This is a genomic window from Pseudomonas morbosilactucae (assembly GCF_023241665.1).
Classification (GTDB): Bacteria; Pseudomonadota; Gammaproteobacteria; order Pseudomonadales; family Pseudomonadaceae; genus Aquipseudomonas; species Aquipseudomonas morbosilactucae.
Window position 1 is genome coordinate 21,243 of sequence record NZ_JALQCX010000056.1, and the last position, 19,118, is coordinate 40,360.

Annotated in this window: 14 protein-coding genes and 2 pseudogenes; 7 read left to right on the forward strand and 9 right to left on the reverse strand. The window is 64.9% G+C overall.

Features of this window, described 5'->3' with window-relative positions; all coding sequences use genetic code 11:
* Nucleotides 1–249 precede the first annotated feature (249 nt).
* Nucleotides 250–1,488, forward strand: coding sequence for an alanine racemase (gene alr, locus M1B35_RS26195; RefSeq protein WP_268263495.1), 1,239 nt, complete (start codon nt 250–252; stop codon nt 1,486–1,488).
* 60 nt (nt 1,489–1,548) lie between these two features.
* Here alr and M1B35_RS32420 read toward each other — a convergent pair.
* The 8 genes and pseudogenes from M1B35_RS32420 to oxdA form a co-directional block, all read right to left on the reverse strand.
* Nucleotides 1,549–1,833 (reverse strand): annotated as a pseudogene (locus M1B35_RS32420) (methyl-accepting chemotaxis protein); the annotation flags it as partial.
* Nucleotides 1,834–2,826: pseudogene (locus M1B35_RS31980) on the reverse strand (PAS domain-containing protein); the annotation flags it as partial.
* Between the two features lie 85 nt (nt 2,827–2,911).
* Nucleotides 2,912–4,117, reverse strand: a complete 1,206-nt coding sequence (locus tag M1B35_RS26210) for a GTP-binding protein (RefSeq protein WP_268263496.1) — start codon at nt 4,115–4,117, stop codon at nt 2,912–2,914.
* Nucleotides 4,114–4,776: a nitrile hydratase subunit beta gene (gene nthB / locus M1B35_RS26215; protein WP_268263497.1), complete on the reverse strand. Its 663-nt coding sequence runs from the start codon at nt 4,774–4,776 to the stop codon at nt 4,114–4,116. The genes M1B35_RS26210 and nthB overlap by 4 nt, the downstream gene beginning before the upstream one ends.
* Nucleotides 4,777–4,817: 41 nt before the next feature.
* Entirely contained in the window at nt 4,818–5,417 is a 600-nt protein-coding gene (gene nthA / locus M1B35_RS26220) for a nitrile hydratase subunit alpha (RefSeq protein ID WP_268263498.1), read from the reverse strand.
* Between the two features lie 82 nt (nt 5,418–5,499).
* A complete protein-coding gene (locus M1B35_RS26225; protein WP_268263499.1) occupies nt 5,500–7,014 on the reverse strand; it encodes an amidase in 1,515 nt (504 codons plus the stop codon).
* A 118-nt stretch (nt 7,015–7,132) separates the two neighbouring features.
* On the reverse strand, nt 7,133–7,999 hold the full coding sequence (locus M1B35_RS26230; RefSeq protein WP_123333885.1) for a transporter: 867 nt from the start codon (nt 7,997–7,999) through the stop codon (nt 7,133–7,135).
* Nucleotides 8,000–8,105: 106 nt separating this feature from the next.
* A complete protein-coding gene (oxdA, locus tag M1B35_RS26235) occupies nt 8,106–9,164 on the reverse strand; it encodes an aliphatic aldoxime dehydratase (RefSeq protein WP_123333887.1) in 1,059 nt (352 codons plus the stop codon).
* 950 nt (nt 9,165–10,114) lie between these two features.
* Between oxdA and M1B35_RS26240 the strand changes: the two genes are divergently transcribed.
* The 6 genes from M1B35_RS26240 (at nt 10,115) to M1B35_RS26265 (ending at nt 18,283) form a co-directional block, all read left to right on the forward strand.
* Nucleotides 10,115–11,044, forward strand: a complete 930-nt coding sequence (locus M1B35_RS26240; RefSeq protein ID WP_123333889.1) for an AraC-like ligand-binding domain-containing protein — start codon at nt 10,115–10,117, stop codon at nt 11,042–11,044.
* Nucleotides 11,045–11,254: 210 nt separating this feature from the next.
* Nucleotides 11,255–11,755: a sigma-70 family RNA polymerase sigma factor gene (locus tag M1B35_RS26245; RefSeq protein WP_123333891.1), complete on the forward strand. Its 501-nt coding sequence runs from the start codon at nt 11,255–11,257 to the stop codon at nt 11,753–11,755.
* 5 nt (nt 11,756–11,760) lie between these two features.
* Nucleotides 11,761–12,708, forward strand: a complete 948-nt coding sequence (locus M1B35_RS26250; RefSeq protein WP_268263500.1) for a FecR domain-containing protein — start codon at nt 11,761–11,763, stop codon at nt 12,706–12,708.
* Nucleotides 12,709–12,956: 248 nt separating this feature from the next.
* A complete protein-coding gene (locus M1B35_RS26255) occupies nt 12,957–15,389 on the forward strand; it encodes a TonB-dependent siderophore receptor (RefSeq protein ID WP_268263501.1) in 2,433 nt (810 codons plus the stop codon).
* Nucleotides 15,390–15,715: 326 nt separating this feature from the next.
* Nucleotides 15,716–16,105 carry a DUF2946 family protein gene (locus M1B35_RS26260; protein WP_268263502.1) on the forward strand — a complete coding sequence of 130 codons (390 nt, stop codon included), beginning with the start codon at nt 15,716–15,718 and terminating at the stop codon, nt 16,103–16,105.
* A gap of 93 nt (nt 16,106–16,198) precedes the next feature.
* On the forward strand, nt 16,199–18,283 hold the full coding sequence (locus M1B35_RS26265) for a TonB-dependent receptor (RefSeq protein ID WP_425273452.1): 2,085 nt from the start codon (nt 16,199–16,201) through the stop codon (nt 18,281–18,283).
* A 122-nt stretch (nt 18,284–18,405) separates the two neighbouring features.
* Here M1B35_RS26265 and M1B35_RS26270 read toward each other — a convergent pair whose 3' ends face one another.
* Nucleotides 18,406–18,999 (reverse strand): putative natural product biosynthesis protein, encoded by a 594-nt coding sequence (locus tag M1B35_RS26270; protein ID WP_268263503.1) that lies wholly within the window; start codon nt 18,997–18,999, stop codon nt 18,406–18,408.
* Nucleotides 19,000–19,118: the final 119 nt, after the last annotated feature.

Below are 19,118 nucleotides of genomic sequence, written 5' to 3' on the forward strand. Positions count from 1 at the left end.
CAGGCTGCGCGGGGGGTGTTTCACGCCCTGTTGTTGTGCAGGCCCTGGGGATGACGGAAGCGGTTGCGCAATCGGTCGTTTGCCACCGCTGAACAACGTCATCCGCTGCCAGCGGCCGTTCGCACCACATAAACACCCCCGCGTTTTGCCAGAGACTTCCACGGCTGTTCGCTCGGTGCCCGATGGATCTGGCCGCGGCTCTGATCCCCGGCACGGGGCTTCCTCCCTCCCTAGAATGGAAGACTCGTTATGCCTCGTTTCATGCTCAGTGCGTTGACCCTTTCCCTGGCCATGACGGCCATCATGCCGGCCGCCAATGCCGCCCCCTTGCTGGACCTGGCGCCCGGGCAGACCCGCGCCGACAGCCTGCCGGAACAAAACAACACCTGGCTGGAAATCGATCAGGCGGCCTTTGAAAGCAATATCGCCACCTTGCAACAGCGCCTGGCGGGCAAGAGCCAGATCTGCGCGGTGATGAAAGCCGACGCCTACGGCAATGGCATCGGCTTGCTGATCCCTTCGGCGATCAAGATGGGCATCACTTGTGTCGGCATCACCAGCAACGAAGAAGCCCGCGTCGCTCGGGACAAAGGCTTCAAGGGCCGGCTGTTGCGCCTGCGCAGCACCACCTTGGGGGAAGTCGCCAGCGCCCTGCCCTACAACGTCGAAGAACTGGTGGGCAACCTGCAGGTGGCCCGCGAGCTTGACGCACTGGCCTCTCGCGAAGGCCGCAGCCTGACGATTCACCTAGCACTGAATTCAGCGGGCATGGGCCGCAACGGCCTGGAAATGAGCACCCCCGAGGGGCAACAACAGGCCCTGGAGCTGACCCGTCTCAAGCACCTGAACCTGGTGGGGATCATGACCCACTTCCCGGTCGAAGAACGTGAGGACGTGCTCAAGGGCCTGGCCACATTCAAGCAGCAATCGGGGTGGCTGATCGAGCACGCCAAGCTCGACCGCAGCCGCCTTACCCTGCACAGCGCCAACACCTTCACCACCCTGGAAGTGCCCGAGGGCTGGCTCGACATGGTGCGCCCGGGCGCCGCGCTGTACGGCTATCCGGTGGGCGGCCACGAGGAGTTCAAGCGAGTCATGCAGTTCAAGTCGCGGGTGGCCGCGGTGAATGCCTACCCGGCCGGTAGCACCATCAGCTATGACCGCACCTACACCCTGAGCAAGGATTCGCTGATCGCCAACGTGCCGGCCGGCTACTCCGACGGCTACCGCCGCGCCTTCTCGAACAAGGCCTCGGTGCTGATCCTCGGGCAACGGGCGCCGGTGATCGGCAAGGTCACCATGAACACCCTGATGGTCGATGTCAGCGGCATCAAAGGGGTGAAAGCCGGTGATGAGGTGGTGCTGTACGGCAAGCAGGGCCAGGAAGAAATCACCCAGGGTGAGCTGGAGACCATCAACGGCGCCCTGCTGGCCGATCTCTACACCATCTGGGGCAACTCCAACCCGAAAATCCTCAAATCCAGATAACCCTCGGTCACGCAGGCCACCCGCACCACGCCCTGGGCGCAGACATGATCAGTAGCCTTCGATCATGTCGGCCGCCTGCTGGGTGGCCTGGCTGGTGCGGGTGGCCAACTTACGCACTTCGTCAGCGACCACGGCGAACCCTCGCCCGGCCTCCCCGGCGCGAGCGGCCTCGATGGCCGCATTGAGCGCCAGCAGGTTGGTCTGGTTGGCGATGCCCTGGATGGCGGCGACGATCTGCGTCAGCTTGGTGAGGTTGCCCTGCATGGTCTGGTGCTGGCGCTCCTGGGCTTCACGCAACTGGCCCTCCTCATGGCTCGCGTGGATGTCGGTGATGGCGCCCACCACCCGCAGCGCCGAGCCATCGGCCGCGCGCCGGGTCTGGCCACGGCCGCGAAACCAGCGGTACTCGCCGTTCTTGTGGCGCAGCCGATAGTCAACGTCAAAGGGCGTCTTGCCGCTGCGGTCATCGACATGGGCGACAAAGGCGCCGATGGCCCGCTGGCGATCCTCGGGGTGCAGGCGCGAGGTCCAGGCATCCAGGGTGTTGGGGAACTCTTCAGCGGTGGCATGGCCCAGCAGGCGGCGCATCTGCGACGACCACCAGATAGCGTTCTGCGGATTGGCCGGGTCACCGGCCACCACTTCAATGTCCCAAAGCCCGTCGTGGAGCATTTCCCGGGACACCTCGAAACGGGTGGCCGCCAGGGCCAGCTCATCGTCCTGCAAGCGTCGCTCATGAATATCGCGCAAGGCCCCGGCGCTGGCCAGCGGCTGGCCCTGGGCGTCGCGACGGGTTTCGCCACTGATACTGCACCAGCGGTGGTCACCCTCGCCCAGCACCATGCGCACCTCCAGGGCAAAGGGTGTGCGGCCACTGCGGTCGGCCAGGTGCCGGACCAGGGCATCGACGAAGCACTGGCGGTCGTCGGGGTGCAGGCGCTGGCCCCAGAGGCCGAACTGCTCGGGCATCTGTGCCGGGTTCGACCACCACAGCGGGGTGGTCGCATCCGGTGCCGTGGTTGCGCCGTGCTGCCATTCCCAGAACAGCGCGCCCGCCCCTTGCGCGGCCAACTGCCAACGGGCCTCCAGGCGCTGCCACTGGGCCTCACGTTCGGCGATGCGCGGGGCGAATTGTTGCAGGTCGTGGCTCAGCTCCTGCACCTGCTTACGCAGCTCGCGACGTTCGGCGAGCAGGCGCTCGACGCTGTCGAGAATGCGTTGCAGCAGCGGCTCGGTGGGCGCCATGGGCGCCTCGGCGCTGTCGAGGGTGTCGGGGCGCTCCAGCCTGTTGGCCAAAGCAGCCAACAGCCGGCGGGGCCTTGCACTGAAAAACAACATACGGCACCTCTGAATCCATGAAGTTGTGATGGCCGGTCACAGTGACCGGTGAAGGGCCCATAGCGCCTGGGCGCAGGGCAGCCGCTCAGGGCGCTACCTGGGGCGGCTGGAAGGCGCCCGCCCCGGGCAACCCGGACCAGGCCTGTGGGCCGGCGAGGATTTCCTCGGTGCTCAACAGGCACGCGTCGAGTTCACGCTGCAGGCGCTCCAGGTCCAGGCCCTGGCCGATAAACACCAGTTCCTGGCGGCAATCGCCAACGATGTCGTGCCATTTGGCCTGGATCCCCTGCCGGCGATACCCGTCCTGGGGCCACTGCGTCTGATCGATAAAGGCCCACCAGCGGCCGACCGACTCCCAGAAAAACTGCCCGGCACTTTGTGCCAGCAAGCCAATGTGCAGATGCTGGCTGGCCACCCAGAAATAGCCTTTGCTGCGCAGCAGTCGCCCGTTGGCCCAAGGCCGCTGCAGAAAATCCAGCAGGCGCTGGGGGTGAAACGGCGCCCGCTCGCGGTAGACCCAGGAGGCGATGCCGTAGCTGTCGGCCTCGGAGGGCGGCTCATCAACCGCCTCCAGGTGGCGCATCCAGCCCGGCGATTGGGCCAGGCTCGGCAAATCGAAGCGGCGGGTGCCGAGGACCTGAGACAGGTCAACGGCGCCGTGGGCCATGGGCAGGATCTGCGCCCCCGGGTTAAGGCCCGCCAACACAGCCCGCAGCGCCAGGAAACCCTCCTCACCGATCAGGTCCAGGCGGCTGACCAGAATGGTGTTGGCGTACTCCACCTGCTCGATCAGCAAATCACACAGGGGCTTTTGCCCGTCGGCCAGGATCTCGGTGGACGCCAGCAGCGCCTGGAAGCGACTGCCGTCCACCACCGTGACCAAAGTATCGAGCCGCGCCAGTTCGCTCAGGCTGAAGCCCTGCGGGTCGAGAAAGGCAAAGGTCTCGGCCACCGGCATCGGCTCGGAAATCCCCGTCGACTCGATCAGCAGGTAATCGAAACGCTGCTCGCGCGCCAACTGGCTGATCTGCTCCAGCAGGTCGGCGCGCAGCGTGCAGCAGATGCAGCCGTTGCTCATTTCCACCAGTTGGTCGCTGCCACGGTGCAGCGCCACGCTGCGCTGCACCTCGGCGGCATCGATGTTGACCTCGCTCATGTCGTTGACGATGACCGCCACCCGCAGCCCGGCGCGGTTGCGCAGGATGTGGTTGAGCACGGTGGTCTTGCCCGCGCCGAGGAAGCCCGAGAGCACCGTCACCGGCAGGCGGATCGGCAGCGCGTGGTTGCTCATGGGACCACCGCGTGCCCGCCCTGAACCTTGTCCAGGTAGCTTTCGAACAGGTCCACCACCACCCGGCCATCGTCGGCGGCGTCACCCCACAGGTCGGTGACCTTGAACTCGACGTGGTAGGTCGGTTGCGGCACCGCGCTGAGGTCGCCATGGCCGATGGTGTCGGGGAACGGCCACTGTTCGTGGGTGCGGTGCAGGATCACCCCTTCCTTGCCCCGTACATACGCCGGCATGCGAATGTGCCCTGCCACGTATTCATCGCGGACCCGCACCCGGTCGCCGACGGCAAAGGGTGCGCGCCCGGTGATGGCCGGGCGGCCCTGGGAATGGGCCGGGTTGGCCAACTTGAACGGGCTGCCCAGGGCCTCATCGAGCTCGGCCTGGGTGATGACCCCGGTCTCCACCAGCAAGGTGGCGGTGGCAATGACGTAGCGTTCGTAATACTCGGTGCCGACGTGCTGGCGCACATCCAGGCGCTCCACGGCGTGGCGCACTTCGTCGACGCTGAATTTTTTCAACTGGTCCACGCCTATGAACATCAGGCTGTAGGCCAGGTGTTCCCAGTCCTGCTTGAACACCGGCTGGTAGCTCAGGCTGTTGATGCGATGGGGCACCGGGCCAAAGCCCTGGAAACCGCCGAGATCGTGAAAGCCGTCCATATCGAATACCTCGAAGCCAAGAAGTTTGTGGGGGGTGCGACTCAGCCTGCGCTGGGCAGGGCAACGCCAATCAGCACGTCCTTGGTGACGCATTTCTGCAGCTCTTCTTCGCTCCAGTTCTCAGTGCCGGCGGGCCTGACGGGCAACACCAGGTAGCGGGTTTCGGCGGTGGTGTCCCACACCTTGACCTGCACCTCAGCAGGCAACTCGGTGCCCAGTTCGCGCAGCACGGTGCGCCCTTCACGAACCAGTCGGGCACGGAATTCGAAGCCCTTGTACCACTCGGGCGGCAAACCCAGGACCGGCCAGTTGGTGCAGGAACACAGGCTGCAGACGATGACGTTTTTCAGGGTCGGCGTGTCTTCCAGGGCGACGATGTATTCGCCCTGCGGGCCGGTGTAGCCGAACTGCGCGCAGGCCGCCGTGCCGTCGCGGAGCAACAGCTCGCGAAACGCCGGATCAGTCCACGCCTTGGCCACCACCCGGGCGCCGTTTTGCGGGTTCCACTGGTGTTCCATCAACTGGGTCAACTGCTCGATGTAGCCATCGGGAACCAGCGCCCGGTTCTTCATCACCTGCAACAGGGCTCGCGCCCGCTCGGCAGGCGTTGAGGGGGTTGCACGGGGTGCGGAGGTGCTCATGGGTTCAATCCTCATCGGTCAATACGGTGAAAAATCCACGTGGGCGCTCGGTTTCTTGATGACCGAAGACGCCCACGGCGAATCAGAGCGTGCGCCAGTCCACGTCGGCTTCGAAGGCCGCTGCGGCCTGGTAAAGGGTGCCTTCGGCGTAGTGCTTGCCCACCAGCATCAGGCCCACGGGCAGGCCGTCCACCAGGCCGCAAGGGATCGACATGGCCGGGTGGCCGGTGATGTCCTGGGCGGCGGTATTGCCGATCATTTCCAGGGCCCGAGCCACGTATTCGCTGATCGAGCAACCGGGGGCCGGGTGGGCCTGGGCGATGATCGGCACGGTGGGCATGACCAGCAGGTCAAAGCGTTCCAGGGCCTTGTCGTACCCGGCCCGGGCAAAGCGCGCGATGTTCTGCGCCTTGGCGTAGAAGCGGCCGTTGTAGCGCTCCAGGCCAAACTGACCGACGAACATGCACAGTTTGAGTGAGGCCGACAGGCTGTCCGCCTGCTCGCGCCAACCGACCTGTTTGTCCAGCAGGCCGACGTCGTACAGGCCTTTCCAGTTAAAGCCGGCGCCGTTGCCGTGCATCATTTGCATGGTCAGGCCTTCGCAACCGATGGGGTGCCACAACGAACCGGCGAGGTTGTGCTCAGGCACCGAGACCTCCTCGACCTCGGCGCCCAGCGCCTGGAGCCGGGCGATGGCGTTGCGCACCGTGTCGGCGACACGCGGGTCCTGGTTGGCCAGTTGAAACCCCTCTTGCAGGATGCCGATGCGCAACCCACTGACGCCGCGCTCCAGGTAGTCGCTGTAGGCATCGACTTGGGGCGCCGCCTGACGCGGGTCAAGCCCGTCGGCGCCGGCCATGACTTCCAGCATCAACGCGTTGTCGCGCACGTTGCGGGTGATCGGCCCAACGTGGTCGATGGTGGCTTCGATTGCCATGATCCCGGTGTAGGGCACCAGGCCGTGGGTGGGCTTCATGCCATAGGTGCCGCAGAACGCCGACGGGATGCGGATCGAGCCGCCCTGGTCGCCACCCACGGCCATGTCCACATCACCGGCGGCCACCAGCGCGGCGCTGCCCGAGGACGAGCCGCCCGAGGCGAACCCGTGGCGATGGGGGTTGTGCACCGGTGCCGGATCGGAGGTGTGGCTGCCGCCCGAAAGGCAGTAATGCTCGCACGTGGCCTTGCCCAGCACATTGGCCCCGGCGTCCAGCAAGCGGGTGACCACGGTGGCGTCGAACGAAGGCACAAAGCCTTCCAGCGGCGCAGCGCCGTTCATCATCGGCACGCCGGCCAGGGAGATGTTGTCCTTGAGGGCCACGCTTCTGCCCGCCAGCTTGCCGCCGGCAGCGCCCTGCACGTGGGTTTTGTAGTACCAGGCGTTAAGCGGGTTTTCCGCGGGACCGGGACGGTAGCTCGGGCCGCGCTCGTAGGTCACCGCAGGGGTGAAATCCGGCAGCTCGTCGACCAGGTCGTATGCATCGAAACTCGACTGCATCAAGGCCAGGTATTCAGCGGCTTGCTCGTGGCTCAGCCGCATGTTCAGGCGGCCGGCGATGTCCAGCAGTTGATCGAGGGTGGGGCGAACGATTGCCATGGTGGGTTCCTGTCCTTATTGCGTTCAACCCTCGGAGGCCGGGGGCTTGGAAAGTGTTCGGGGTGACGGCGTGCCTGCCACTGCCAGCCCAGGCAGGCGCGCCGACGCCCGACCCGGGTTAAAACACCCGGGCGTAACGCAGGTTCATGCGGAAGTCTTCCTTGGCGCCGTTGTCCACCGACAGGTCCTTGCCCAGTTGCAACTGGATCTGGTCTTGCGCGGTGAAGAACTTGGTGGCGGTCACCCGGAAGTTAGTGGTGCCCAGTTCGTTGTCCTGGTTGACCCGCTCGACATTGGTCTCGCCGCCCCAGCTACGCCCGAAGCCGATACCAAAGGCGGTGGTTGCGTCCGGCATGTAGCGGCCCATGATTTGCGCGGCGTAGGAGACGTCTTGCTCCATGCGGTTGGCGGCCGGGCCGAAATCGTTGTTGTCGCCGTACCAGGTGGCACCGCCCACCAGGTCCATGGCCCATTTTTCCGTGAAGTGTTTGACGTAGGCGCTTTGCAGTTCGAACTTCCAGCGGTTCTCGCCGATGTTCAGCGGGTCGTTCTTGTCGTAGTCGCCGGTGGGCACGAACACGTAGGGCGCCAGGCTCAGGGTGTCGCGGGCTTCGTTGAGCCGCCACTTCAGTGGCGCGGTGAGAATCAAGTCGCCAATGCCGCTGGTGCTGCCCAGGGCCGAAGCATCGCCGCCGCTGGACACGTGGCCGAACGGCAGGAGGAACTGCGGATCGATGGTCACGGTGTCGCTCAGGGCGTAGACGTGCAGCAGACGCAAGATGCCGACATCGGACGTCAGGTTGAAGTCCGAGCTGCTCTTGTGCCCGTTGGCGTACAGCGAGTCGGTGGTGGAATGCTGGTAGTAGATAGCGCCGATGGTGGCGCCCACTGGGTATTGCTCATAGTCGCCGGGGGCCACTTCCACCGCTTGCGCCTGCAAGGCAGGCAGGACGGCACTGAGCATCAGCAGACGGGTCTTGTTCATGGTGAATTCCTTGCACAGGGGCGCCTGGCCGCCTCGGCGGCAGCCGGCTCGACATAGGGGTCAATGGGCGGGCTGAGTGCAGCCCGCGGTCTTCAAGGCGCGCGGTTCAACCTTGCGCAGGCAAGGCGTCGCGCAGCATCCCGGTCTGCGGGTGGCAATTGATGTACTCGAAGACCTGGCTCTTGGCGTCCGACACCGAGACTTCGTGGTACAGCCGCAGCTTGGCCAGGCCGGCGGCGACCCGGAAGAAGGTGACGAAGATGCGCAAATGGGTCGGATGGGACTCGGCCCAGCGCTCCAGCTTCTCCACCGAACGCCAGTGGCCGATGTTGTAGCTCAGGTCGAGGAAGTTGCCGTCCAGGTCGATGTTGCGCACAAAGCGGTTGCTGTAGCAGCCCAGGGGCTGGCCGTTGTCGCGCAGGAAATCCATGCCGGCCTGCAGGGTTGGAAGGATCTCGTCGAGGTACAGGGAACGCTCCTCGGCCTCGGCTTCGGCCCAATCCTGGCCGGAGCGAATCAAGGCAATGTTGTCATGCCCCACGACCACCACGCGCCCACCTTGGGCCGGGTCGCCCGCCACCACACGCAATTCGCCGTTGGGCTGCATCCAGTCGGTCTGGGACACCGGGAAGCGGTCACGCATCGAGCCCCAGTAGCCGTGTTCTTCGATCTCGCCGCTGGTGTTGTCCATGATGGCGCCGACCCCGGGCAACTGGTCGCGGAAGGCGTACAGCGTCTCGAACTGTTCGGCCCGTGGCGCGACGATCTCGCGGAAATAACCCAGGCCGTCGCTGAGGCGATCCGCTGATGCCCACCAGTCGTTGACCTCGGGGGAACGCAGCCAGCGGCAGTGGGCGGCCGGGTCTTTCCAGTAGCCGACGATCATCAGGTTGTCGTAGCCGCTGTTGTCGGTGTGGTGCGTCAGGTCATGGGTCAGCGGGCCATCGGCCAGGCTGAAACTGCTGACGATCTGCCGCATGGCCTGCAAGGCCGCTGCGCGCTGCTCCTCGCCCCGATACTGCACACCCAAGTAGCCCATCACCACCTGCTTCAGTTGTTCATCGGCACGCCCGACCCACATCGGAAACGGCGGCTGGTATTCATCGGGGACGCGGCGAGACAGCGTCCGGGGGCACTTGAGGTGTTTGTCGATAGCGGATTCCATGATCACTCCTGGTGTTGTGATAATTATTGTTTGCACGGTCATTCAAAGGCGGCAGAGCACACTTCGAGCATCCAGACCGGCATTGGATTCATGGGCAGAACGTCAATAAACAACTTGCATTTCTATCAAGACCCGCAACCAGGCCTTGACGTTTTTATTATCTAACTTCATTCAATACAACAGGGGGCGCACCGCCGGTGCCTGACCGCGTCCACGTCCTCACCCGGCTTCGCAAAAACCGCTCTGACCCAGCGATCTCAAGCGTATTTCCAACGATAACCGGTCGAAAACGGCGGGCCCTAACCCGGTTCAAACCAACGCACCCAGCGTTGTCGACACCCGCGTGAAAGTTGCCCCAGCCAACACTCAAAGTAAGTTTCAAGTACTTCGATCAAGAAGCTGGAAGACTCTTCCGGCGCAATGTCTCGACAATAAAGTGCGCGTATTTTTTCAGACAACAGTTGCCGATCCGTTAAGTTCATAACCGTTCCCCACGGTGGGATAGTTGATACTTATGCCGACGTAGAGAAGTTATGCCGGGCGCGCCCCCGGTGCTTGGCTGAAAAAGACAACCTGTTGGTTGAGACGGACATCCCTTGAGCCAGCCCCCAACCCGCCGTACACGGGCGCAGGCACTGTTCCGATTTGGCACATTGACCCCGTTCCCGGGCCGCTATTGCCTCATTAAGTAGCACCGCAGCCCTGACCAAGGCGCGGATCGGCGGGGCAGCGGCTCGAACCGCACTCGGGCAACGGCGCTCCGGCACTGCGACAAGGGTCAGCCACGCGTCTGCCACGGCGTTGTGCAAGCGCAGGCGCGACGCCCCCGTCCGCGAGCGCCCGAATGGCCCGGGTTTTGCTTTTTGTTGGCGATCGACCGCCAAGGCCCAGCCATCACAGCACCCGTAACGCCATACGATCAGTAAGCGAATCTTTTAGAGGTACTCCCCATGACGACTGATTACTCAACCGAGACCGTCGCCAAACCGCACCGTTTTGAGTACTGGAAGGAAGTGGTATGCCGGCACTGCATACCGGCGGCAAGCCAGCCGATGGATGAACGGAATTTCGATGGCCAGCTGCACGTCCGCGGCCTGGGAGCCCTGGACATCTGTACCATCTCGTCGTCCCTGCACCACTGGGAACGCACCCCCCAGCACCTCAAGACCGGCCCGGACGACGACCTCTGGCTAGGCTTTCTGCAACGCGGCTATGGGCAGATGGAACAAGGTGGGCGCAAAGCCGTGCTGGGTGCCGACAACCTGATGCTCTATGACGCCGCCCAGGCGTTCCGCTTCAGCCTCGGCGGGACGGACAACCACCTGGTGCGCATTCCGCGCCACTTGCTCAGCAGCCGCTTGCCCGGCGTGGAAAACCTCACCGCCGAAGTGCTCGATGACCAACGCCCCGGGGTCACGCCATTGCGCGAGATGCTGCGCCAGGCCGTCACCGCGCCGCCCAGCCTGAACAACAGCGACTTTTCCAATCGCTTCGCCATGACCCTGCTGGACCTGGTCGCCCTGAGCCTGGAAGTGCCGCAACTGGAAACCCTCAGCGACGAGCGTGACCTGTATGGCCGGGTGATGAACTACATGCACAAGCACCTGACCGACCAGGAACTGTCCATCGAACAGATCGCCAAGGCCCATCACGTGTCCACGCGCACCGTCACCCGGGCCTTCGCCCGGCATCAGAAGACGCCCATGTCCGAGTTGTGGCAGGCGCGCCTGCAAGCCAGCCGCACCGCCATCGAGCGCGGTCAGGCGCGGAGCATTTCCCAGGTCGCCCTGGACTGCGGCTTCTCCGACCTGTCCCATTTCAGCCATGCCTTTCGCAAGGCCTTCGGCGTCGCCCCGCAGACCCTGATGCGCCGCAACTGACCCCCTCCCGGTCGCCGGCCTGGCGTACCCCACTGGCACAGGAACGTGCCGCCCTGCCCTCTGCCCCGCCCCCTCAAAATGGCACCTGCGCCACCGCCCTTGCCGCTTCACAGTCGCGCCTTGAACAGCACGGGTTTCAGCCCAGGCTTGTCAGCGGGCGCTATTTCCGTAAACAATAATAAATAATCATTCTCAATTGCGATCACTCCCATGTCCGGCTCCAACTCCCCTGTGCTGCACCGGCTCTACAGCGAACACAACGGCTGGCTCAATGGCTGGCTGCGCGCACGGCTGGGTAATTCGAGCGATGCCGCGGACCTGGCCCAGGACACGTTCGTGCGGGTGTTGATGGCGCGCAATGTCGAGGCCATCCGTGAACCGCGCACGTACCTCAGCGCCATCGCCCGGGCGCTGATGATCGACAAGTTCCGCCGCCGTTCGGTGGAACAGGCCTACCTGGAAGTCCTGATGCTGCGCCCGGAGCCGCTGGACATTTCCCCGGAAACCCGCCTGCTGATCCTGGAAACCCTGACCGCCGTGGACGCCATGCTCGACGACCTGGGCGAGCGCACCCGCACCATCTTCCTCACCTTGCAACTCGAAGGCTTGAGCTATGTCGCCACCGCCGAGCGCCTGGGCGTGTCGGTGACCACGGTGAAGAAGCACATGATCCGCGCCATGACCCATTGCCTGATGCTGGTGGACGATTGAAACCGATGCCCGCCGCCCTCGACCGCCAGGTCTTGGAAGCCGCCGCCACCTGGTATGTGCAACTCAATGCCACGCCGCCCAGCGACAGCGAGCGCCAGGCCTGGCGCGCCTGGCTGGAAGAAAGCGCGGCCCATGCCCAAGCCTGGGCCCGGGTCGAGAAACTGCAGCGGCAGCTGGGCGTGCTGCCTCACGCCGTGGCCTTGCCAACCCTGGCCGGCGTGCGCGCTCGGCGTCGAGCGGTGCTCAAGACCCTGGGCCTGCTGCTGGCGGCCGGCGCCACCGGTTGGGGCGCACTGGAACTCGAACCGCTGGCGGCCAGGATGGCCCAATACCGCACCGCCAAAGGCCAGCGGCGGCGCCTGCAACTGGCCGACGGCAGCCAACTGGACCTGAACACCGACAGCGCCGTGGACCTGCGCTACAGCGAGCGCGTGCGCGAGATCCAACTGCACCACGGCGAAGTGCTGATCCAGACCGCCGTCGACCCCGCTGGCCGGCCCTTTATCGTGCACACCCCGGAAGGCAGCGTGCGCGCCCTGGGCACGCGCTTCGCCGTGCGCAGTGACTCCGGGCATACCCAGGTGCAGGTGCTGGAGCACGCGGTAGAACTGCGGCCTCTGCAGGAAACGAATCGGGTGCTGCGCCTGGAATCCGGCCAGCAGGCCGGCTTCGACCGCCATCAACTGGACGCGCCGAGTGCCCTGCCCGCCGGCTCCGACGCCTGGGCCCAGGGCATGCTGATGGCCGTCGACTGGCGCCTGGATGACCTGCTCAAGGAAATCGCCCGCTACCGCAGCGGTGTCCTGCAGTGCAGCCCGGCCGTGGCCACCTTGCGCCTGTCCGGGGCCTTTCGCCTGGACGACAGCGACACCCTGCTGGAAAACCTCGGCACCTCGCTACCGGTGCGCGTGCGCTACCTGACACGGTATTGGGTGCGCGTTGAAGCGGCGTGAAATGTGGGTATGGGCGTACGGGTGCTGGATCTGTGTTGGCTGGACATAAGTCATCGCTGGCAAGCCAGCTCCTACAAGGGTGTGGGGTGTCGCGTTTTCTGTAGGAGCCGGCTTGCCGGCGATGGCGGCGATGACGGGTGTGGTGCAAAAAATCATGCTGGGGGTTGCCGATTTTCATTCTCATCCGGCCAAGCACTGAAGCGGCGATAACTGCCGCACCTTTGCCACGCCAACCGAAGGATGTGTTCATGCCCCGTTTTTCCCTGCGAGCGGCCCGGCCCCTCGCCAGTGCTGTGCACCTGGCCCTGTTGGGCCTGACCGTCACGCCACTCGCGGTGGTGCCCGGCCACGCCAGTGCCCAGGCCGAGATGCTCAGCTACAGCATCGCCGCCGGCCCCCTGGCCAGCGCCCTGAGCCAGTTTGCCGCCACCTCGCGCGTGACCCTGTCATTTGCCAGTGAACAGACCCGTGGCCTGGAGTCCCCCGGCCTGCAAGGTGTGCATTCGGTCGAGGAAGGCCTGCGCCAACTGTTGGCGAACAGCGGCCTGCAGGCCCAGCGCCAGAGCAACGGCGGCTATGTGCTGGTGCCGGTCAAGGCGCTCGGCGACACGGCCCTGGAACTGACGGCCCTGAGCATCTCCGGCAAGGCCCCGGGCTCGACCACCGAAGGCACCGGGTCCTACACCACCGACTCGTCCAGCAGTTCGACGCGGCTCAACCTGTCCATCAAGGAAACCCCGCAGTCAGTGACGGTACTGACCCGCCAGCGCCTGGAAGACCAGAAGCTCGACAACCTCACCGACGCCCTGGACGCCACCACCGGCATCACGGTGATTCGCGAAAGCCTGGGGGCCGACAGCACCAGCTACCTGTCCCGCGGTTTCCCCATCGGCAACTTCGAGATCGATGGCGTACCGACCTCCTCGCGCATGGACAACTACACCCAGAACACCGCGATGTACGACCGCGTGGAAGTGGTGCGCGGCGCCACCGGGCTGATCAGCGGCCTGGGCAACCCATCGGCGACCATCAACCTGATCCGCAAGCGGCCCACCAGCGAACCCCAGGTGATTCTCAGCGCCGAAGCCGGTAGCTGGGACCGCTATGGCCTGGGGGTGGACGTCGGCGGCGCGCTGAACGACAGCGGCACCGTGCGTGCGCGCCTGGTGGCCGACAGCAAGGACCAGCACGCCTGGATCGATCGCTTCAGCCAGGAATTGTCCACGGTCTACGGCATCACCGAATTCGACGTCACTGACTCGACCCTGCTGACCCTGGGCCTGAGCCACCAGACCACCCACAGCAACGCGCCGATGCGCACCGGCTTCCCGCTGTTCACCACCGACGGCGGCAAGACTGACATCAAGCGATCGTTCAACACCTCGCCGGACTGGAGCTACTACGATCGCCAGCAGAGCACGGTGTTCGCCTCCGTCGAACAGCACTTCGACAACGGCTGGAGCGGCAAGCTGGAGTACAGCCACACCCGCAACGACTACGACACCGTGGTCGCCTATATGGCCGGCGAGATCGACACCCAGACCGGCGCCGGCGCGGTGATCATGCCGACCCGCTGGCAGGCCACGCCCCAACAGGACAACCTGGACGCCTACCTGACGGGCTCGTTCCCACTGCTGGGCCGGGAGCACGAGCTGATTGGCGGCGTCACCCTGTCGCGCCTCGAAGAACGCGGCACCCCCAACTACGGTGGCTGGCAACGGCCCGGCTCGGGCTACAACGGGGTGATCGGCAACATCTACGACTGGGACGGCAGCGCACCCAAGCCGACCTTCAACAAAGTCGGCGACAGCGACCTGACCGAAACCCAATACGCCGCCTACCTGACCTCGCGCTGGCACCTGACGGACGCCGCCAGCCTGATCCTTGGCAGCCGCGTGGTGGACTGGCAGCGCGACAGCACCAGCCGGCTGTACGGCGGGGCGACCACCAAGACCGACCGCACCGAGACCGGGATCTTCATTCCCTACGCCGGCTTCGTCTACGACCTGAACGACACCTGGACCGCCTACGCCAGCTACACCCAGATCTTCAACCCGCAGTCGGCCACGGTCCGCGACGTCAAGGGCACGCCCCTCGACCCGCAGGAAGGCACCGGCTACGAAGTGGGCCTCAAGGCCGGGTTCTACGAGGGCCGCCTCAACACCAGCCTGGCACTGTTTCGCGTCGAGCAAGACAACCTGGCCGTCGCCGATGGCAGCAACCTGGCGCCCAACGGCTTCCAGGCCTACCGGGCCGAGAACGGCACCACCAGCGAAGGGGTGGAACTGGAGGTGAATGGTGAAATCAGCGAGGGCTGGCAGTTCACCGGCGGCTACTCCTACAGCGTCAGCTTCAATGATGACGACCGGCGCATCGTCACCGAGATCCCGCGCAACAGCGTCAAGCTGTTCACCACCTACCGCCTGCCCGGGGCCCTGGACAAACTCACCGTGGGCGGCGGCCTGAACTGGCAGAGCGAGGCCGGTTACGACCTGAGCTACGCCACCACCCAGAGCAGCTACGCCCTGGCCAGCATGATGGCCAAGTACCAGATCAGCCCGGCGCTGACGGCCTCGGTCCACGTCAACAACCTGTTCGACAAGGAGTACTACACCACCACCGCGGCCGGGCTTTACGGCGCACCGCGCAACTTCATGACCACCCTGCGCTACGCCTACTGAGGCCGTGCAGCCCGCCGCTGTGCCAGGCGGCGGGCTGCAAGGGCAGCAGCGGTTTGCCACGCCTCCCTGCGACAGACCGCCGCAGCCCTTTCCCTTCCTGCTTCCAACACGCCCTCCAACAGCTCGCCACCCGGCGCGGCCTTGGGCACAGGGCACCCGCGCCCGGCAGAAGGTGCGTCATCCTGTCGCGCCCCCACTGCCCCCGTAGAGGCGGGCTTTTTCGCCCTCAAGCCCGGACGATTAAGGCAAAATGCCTGCACCCGAAACGGGGCGCGCGAAGGGTCGAATTCGAACCACTGCGCTCACCCTCCTCGCTGGACTCGTCGATGGTTTCACTCAAGCGCATCAGCCCCTGGATCGCCTGCCTGGCCTTGCTGCTCAACCTGCTGGCCATGCCCATGAGCCGAGCCACGCAAACCCCGGACGCACAACTGATGCTGTGGGGTGGCTTCTGCTCGGCCAACGCTGCCCAGGCGCTGCCAGCCGACTTCGACACCCTGCTCGATGTGCTGCCCACCCGCCCCGATAACCGCCCGATGCAGCATGGCGAATGCTGCTGCGGCCATGGCGGTCTGGCGGCCGTACCGGGCAATTACTATCGCCACCCTTTGCCGCGCTACAGCGCCGACATCGCCCTCGACCACCCCACCCTGCCGACCCTGCACCCCCGGGTGCGCTGGCCCAGCCTGACGCCTCGCGCCTCCCCCAGCGCCTGATTGCCACCCCGCCTTTATCCCCGGGTATCGGGCGCGCCTGCGTGCGCGTGTCACCGCCCCGGCAACGTCCTTGGTTATCAGGAAATCTGCGTCATGCCTGTGTTTACCCCCTTGCCCCGCCCAAAGGTTACTCCCCTGCCTGCCCGCACATGGTCGCTGCTGACCTGCGGCCTGTTTGCCCTGACGCCGCTGTCCAGCGCCCTGGCTGAAACCGCCCGGGTCGACGACTCGGCCCTGACCCTGGGCACCGTGACCGTGCAGGGCGCCAGCCACAACGGCCCCCTGAGCAGCAGCCGGGTGTTGAGTTCGGTGGACATTCTGGGAGCCGACCTCCTGGAAAAAATGCCGGTCGACTACAGCTGGGAACTGTTCAGCCGCGCCCCGGGTGTCATGCTCACCGAGTTCAACCAGGGCACCACCTCCGGCAAAATTTCCTTTCGCGGCTTTAACGGCGAAGGCGAGGTCAACGCGGTCAAGCTGCTGATCGACGGCATCCCGAGCAACAGCAACGACGGCAACATGCCGTACATGGACATGATTTTCCCCTTGGAGCTGGACAGCATCGAGGTGGTGCGCGGCACCAGCGATGCCCGCTATGGCCTGAACAACATCGCCGGCAACGTCAACATGCTGACCCGCACCGGCGGCGACTACAGCAAGGCACGGGTCCGCTACGGCAGCTTCAATACCCGGGAAACCCAACTGGCCAAAGGCATCGAAAGCAGCAATTGGACCCAGAACTATTTCTTCGCCTACCAGAAGGCCGACGGTTACCGCGATCACGCCGAGGCGGACAAGTTTTCCATGTCCGGCAAATGGTTCTACACCCCGGACGACGACAGTTACCGCATCGGCCTGATCGCCCGTCACTACGAAACCGAGGCTCAGGAACCCGGCTACTTGAGTGAGGAGGACGCTCGCCGGCACCCCACCATGACCAACAGTTACAACGCCACCGACAAAGGCACGCGGCGGATGAACCAGGTCAGCCTGCACTTCGATACCGACCTGGCCGAGAACCTGGCGTGGTCGGCGAAAACCTACGTCAACACCTTCGACGACCGGCGCTGGACCCAGTACTGGCGCACCAGCTCGCAACAGGAACGCGACACTTACGAAACCCAGTACGGTGCCCTCACCGCCCTGACCTGGCGCCCTGAAGTCAGCTGGCTCTACGACTTCGCCCTGGAAGGCGGCGCGGATGTGCAACAGCAACAGAACAAGAGCGAGCGCTACCGCACCCGGGACCGAGCGCGACTGGCACAAACCCGCGACCAGCAGTTCGATTTCGACACCTACGGCGCCTACGTGCAGGCCGAGATCAAACCGTTCGAATCATTGAAAATCGTCCCGGCCTATCGGGTCGACAAGATCCAGGGCGACTTCACCAATGAAATGACCGGCCTGGACTACGACATCAACGACTACGGGCTGATCAAGCAACCCAAGCTCAGCGTGGTCTACTCACCCTGGGACGTGGCGAGCCTGTACGCCAACTGGGGGCGCACCTTTCAGGTCGGCACCGGGGCGGCGGCCTACAAGATCCCGCCGCGGGACACGGACCTGGCGCCGTCCATCAACGAAGGCTGGGAAACCGGGGTCAAGTTCACCCCGGCCGACTGGGTCGATGGGCGCGTCGCCTATTGGCGCCAGGAGGCCAGCGGCGAAGTCAGCCGGCGGCTCAATGACCCCAGCGGCGAATCGGACAACGTCGGTGAAACTCGGCGCTGGGGTTACGACCTGCAGATGAACCTGCACCCCACCGAGCGCACGGACCTGTGGCTGTCCTACTCTTGGCAGTACTCGAAAATCCTCAAGCCCAGCGCCACCCTGCCCAACAGCCAGGGCCAGGAAATCGACCACATCCCCCACCACCTGTACAGCGCCGGTGCCAGCTACTACGCCACCCCGGCCCTGCAGTTGACGGCCTGGATGAACGGCCAGACGAACTATTACCTGGAGCGCGAAAACACCCAGGGCACCTACGGCGGTTATGTGCTGATGAACCTGAGTGCGGCCTACCAGGTGAGCGAGTCCCTGAGTGTGGATGTGCAGCTGAAAAACCTGACCAATCGCTACTACGAATACGTCTGGTACGACCCGGACGGCGCCAAGGCTTCGCTGCATTCGCCCGGGGATGGTCGGGCACTGTACGCCGGCGTCACCCTGGACTTCTGACGCTGGCTTCGGCCCCGGCATTCGGTCACGCCAGCCTCCCTCTGGGGGCTGGCGGCTTCACCCCAAGCGCTGACGGCGAGCTATCGTCAGCGCCCAGCCATCCCCTGAACCTGCGCCCGCCTTCAGGGGATCGGTAGCCAGCGGCGAAATCCACCAGCGCCCTTGCCAGTCAACGGGCACCAGGCAAAGTCCCAGGGCACGGGCGGCAACGCCTCCTCATGCTCGGCCCCCACAGCCAGACGCGGCGCCACCTTCCAGTCAAACACCGTGCAGTCGAACACCGGCTCCGGCGAGCCTCGCCAGGCCAGCACTAAGCCCTGGGCCTGGCTGTCATCGGTGGTGATCCAGCGCGCCGCAGCGGCGCTCATGAACGCCTCAATGTGCTCCGGGTGGATCCGTGTCTTGTAGGCAGAACCCAGCAACCAGCGGCACAGGCTCAGGTAGTACGTCCAGTTCAACGGCGGGTGGTTGCGGTAGGCCCAGGTCATGAAGCCGCGAAAAATATTCAGGCCATCGGGCGGGTCGAGTTTGAGCAAGCCGGGGCAAACGTCGAACAAGGTGTGCCAGTACGGCAGCAGTCGGGTGTCCAGGTGCACGAAGCTGCGCGCATTGCCCGGGTAATCCGGAAACGGCAGAAGAAAATCCGCCCGGCCTGCCCGCGAGGCTTGACGCCCCCGACGCGCGGCACTGGCCGCTTGGGCCGTTGAATCCCGCATCCCCTCTTTCGCGCCCTGCGGCGCAGTTTGCCTCGGCATCGATCGCCGGTTCAAACCTTGAAAACCATCAGCCATCTGCTGTTCCTTCGCGTGTCAGCGTTAACCGTGAGCACCGACGG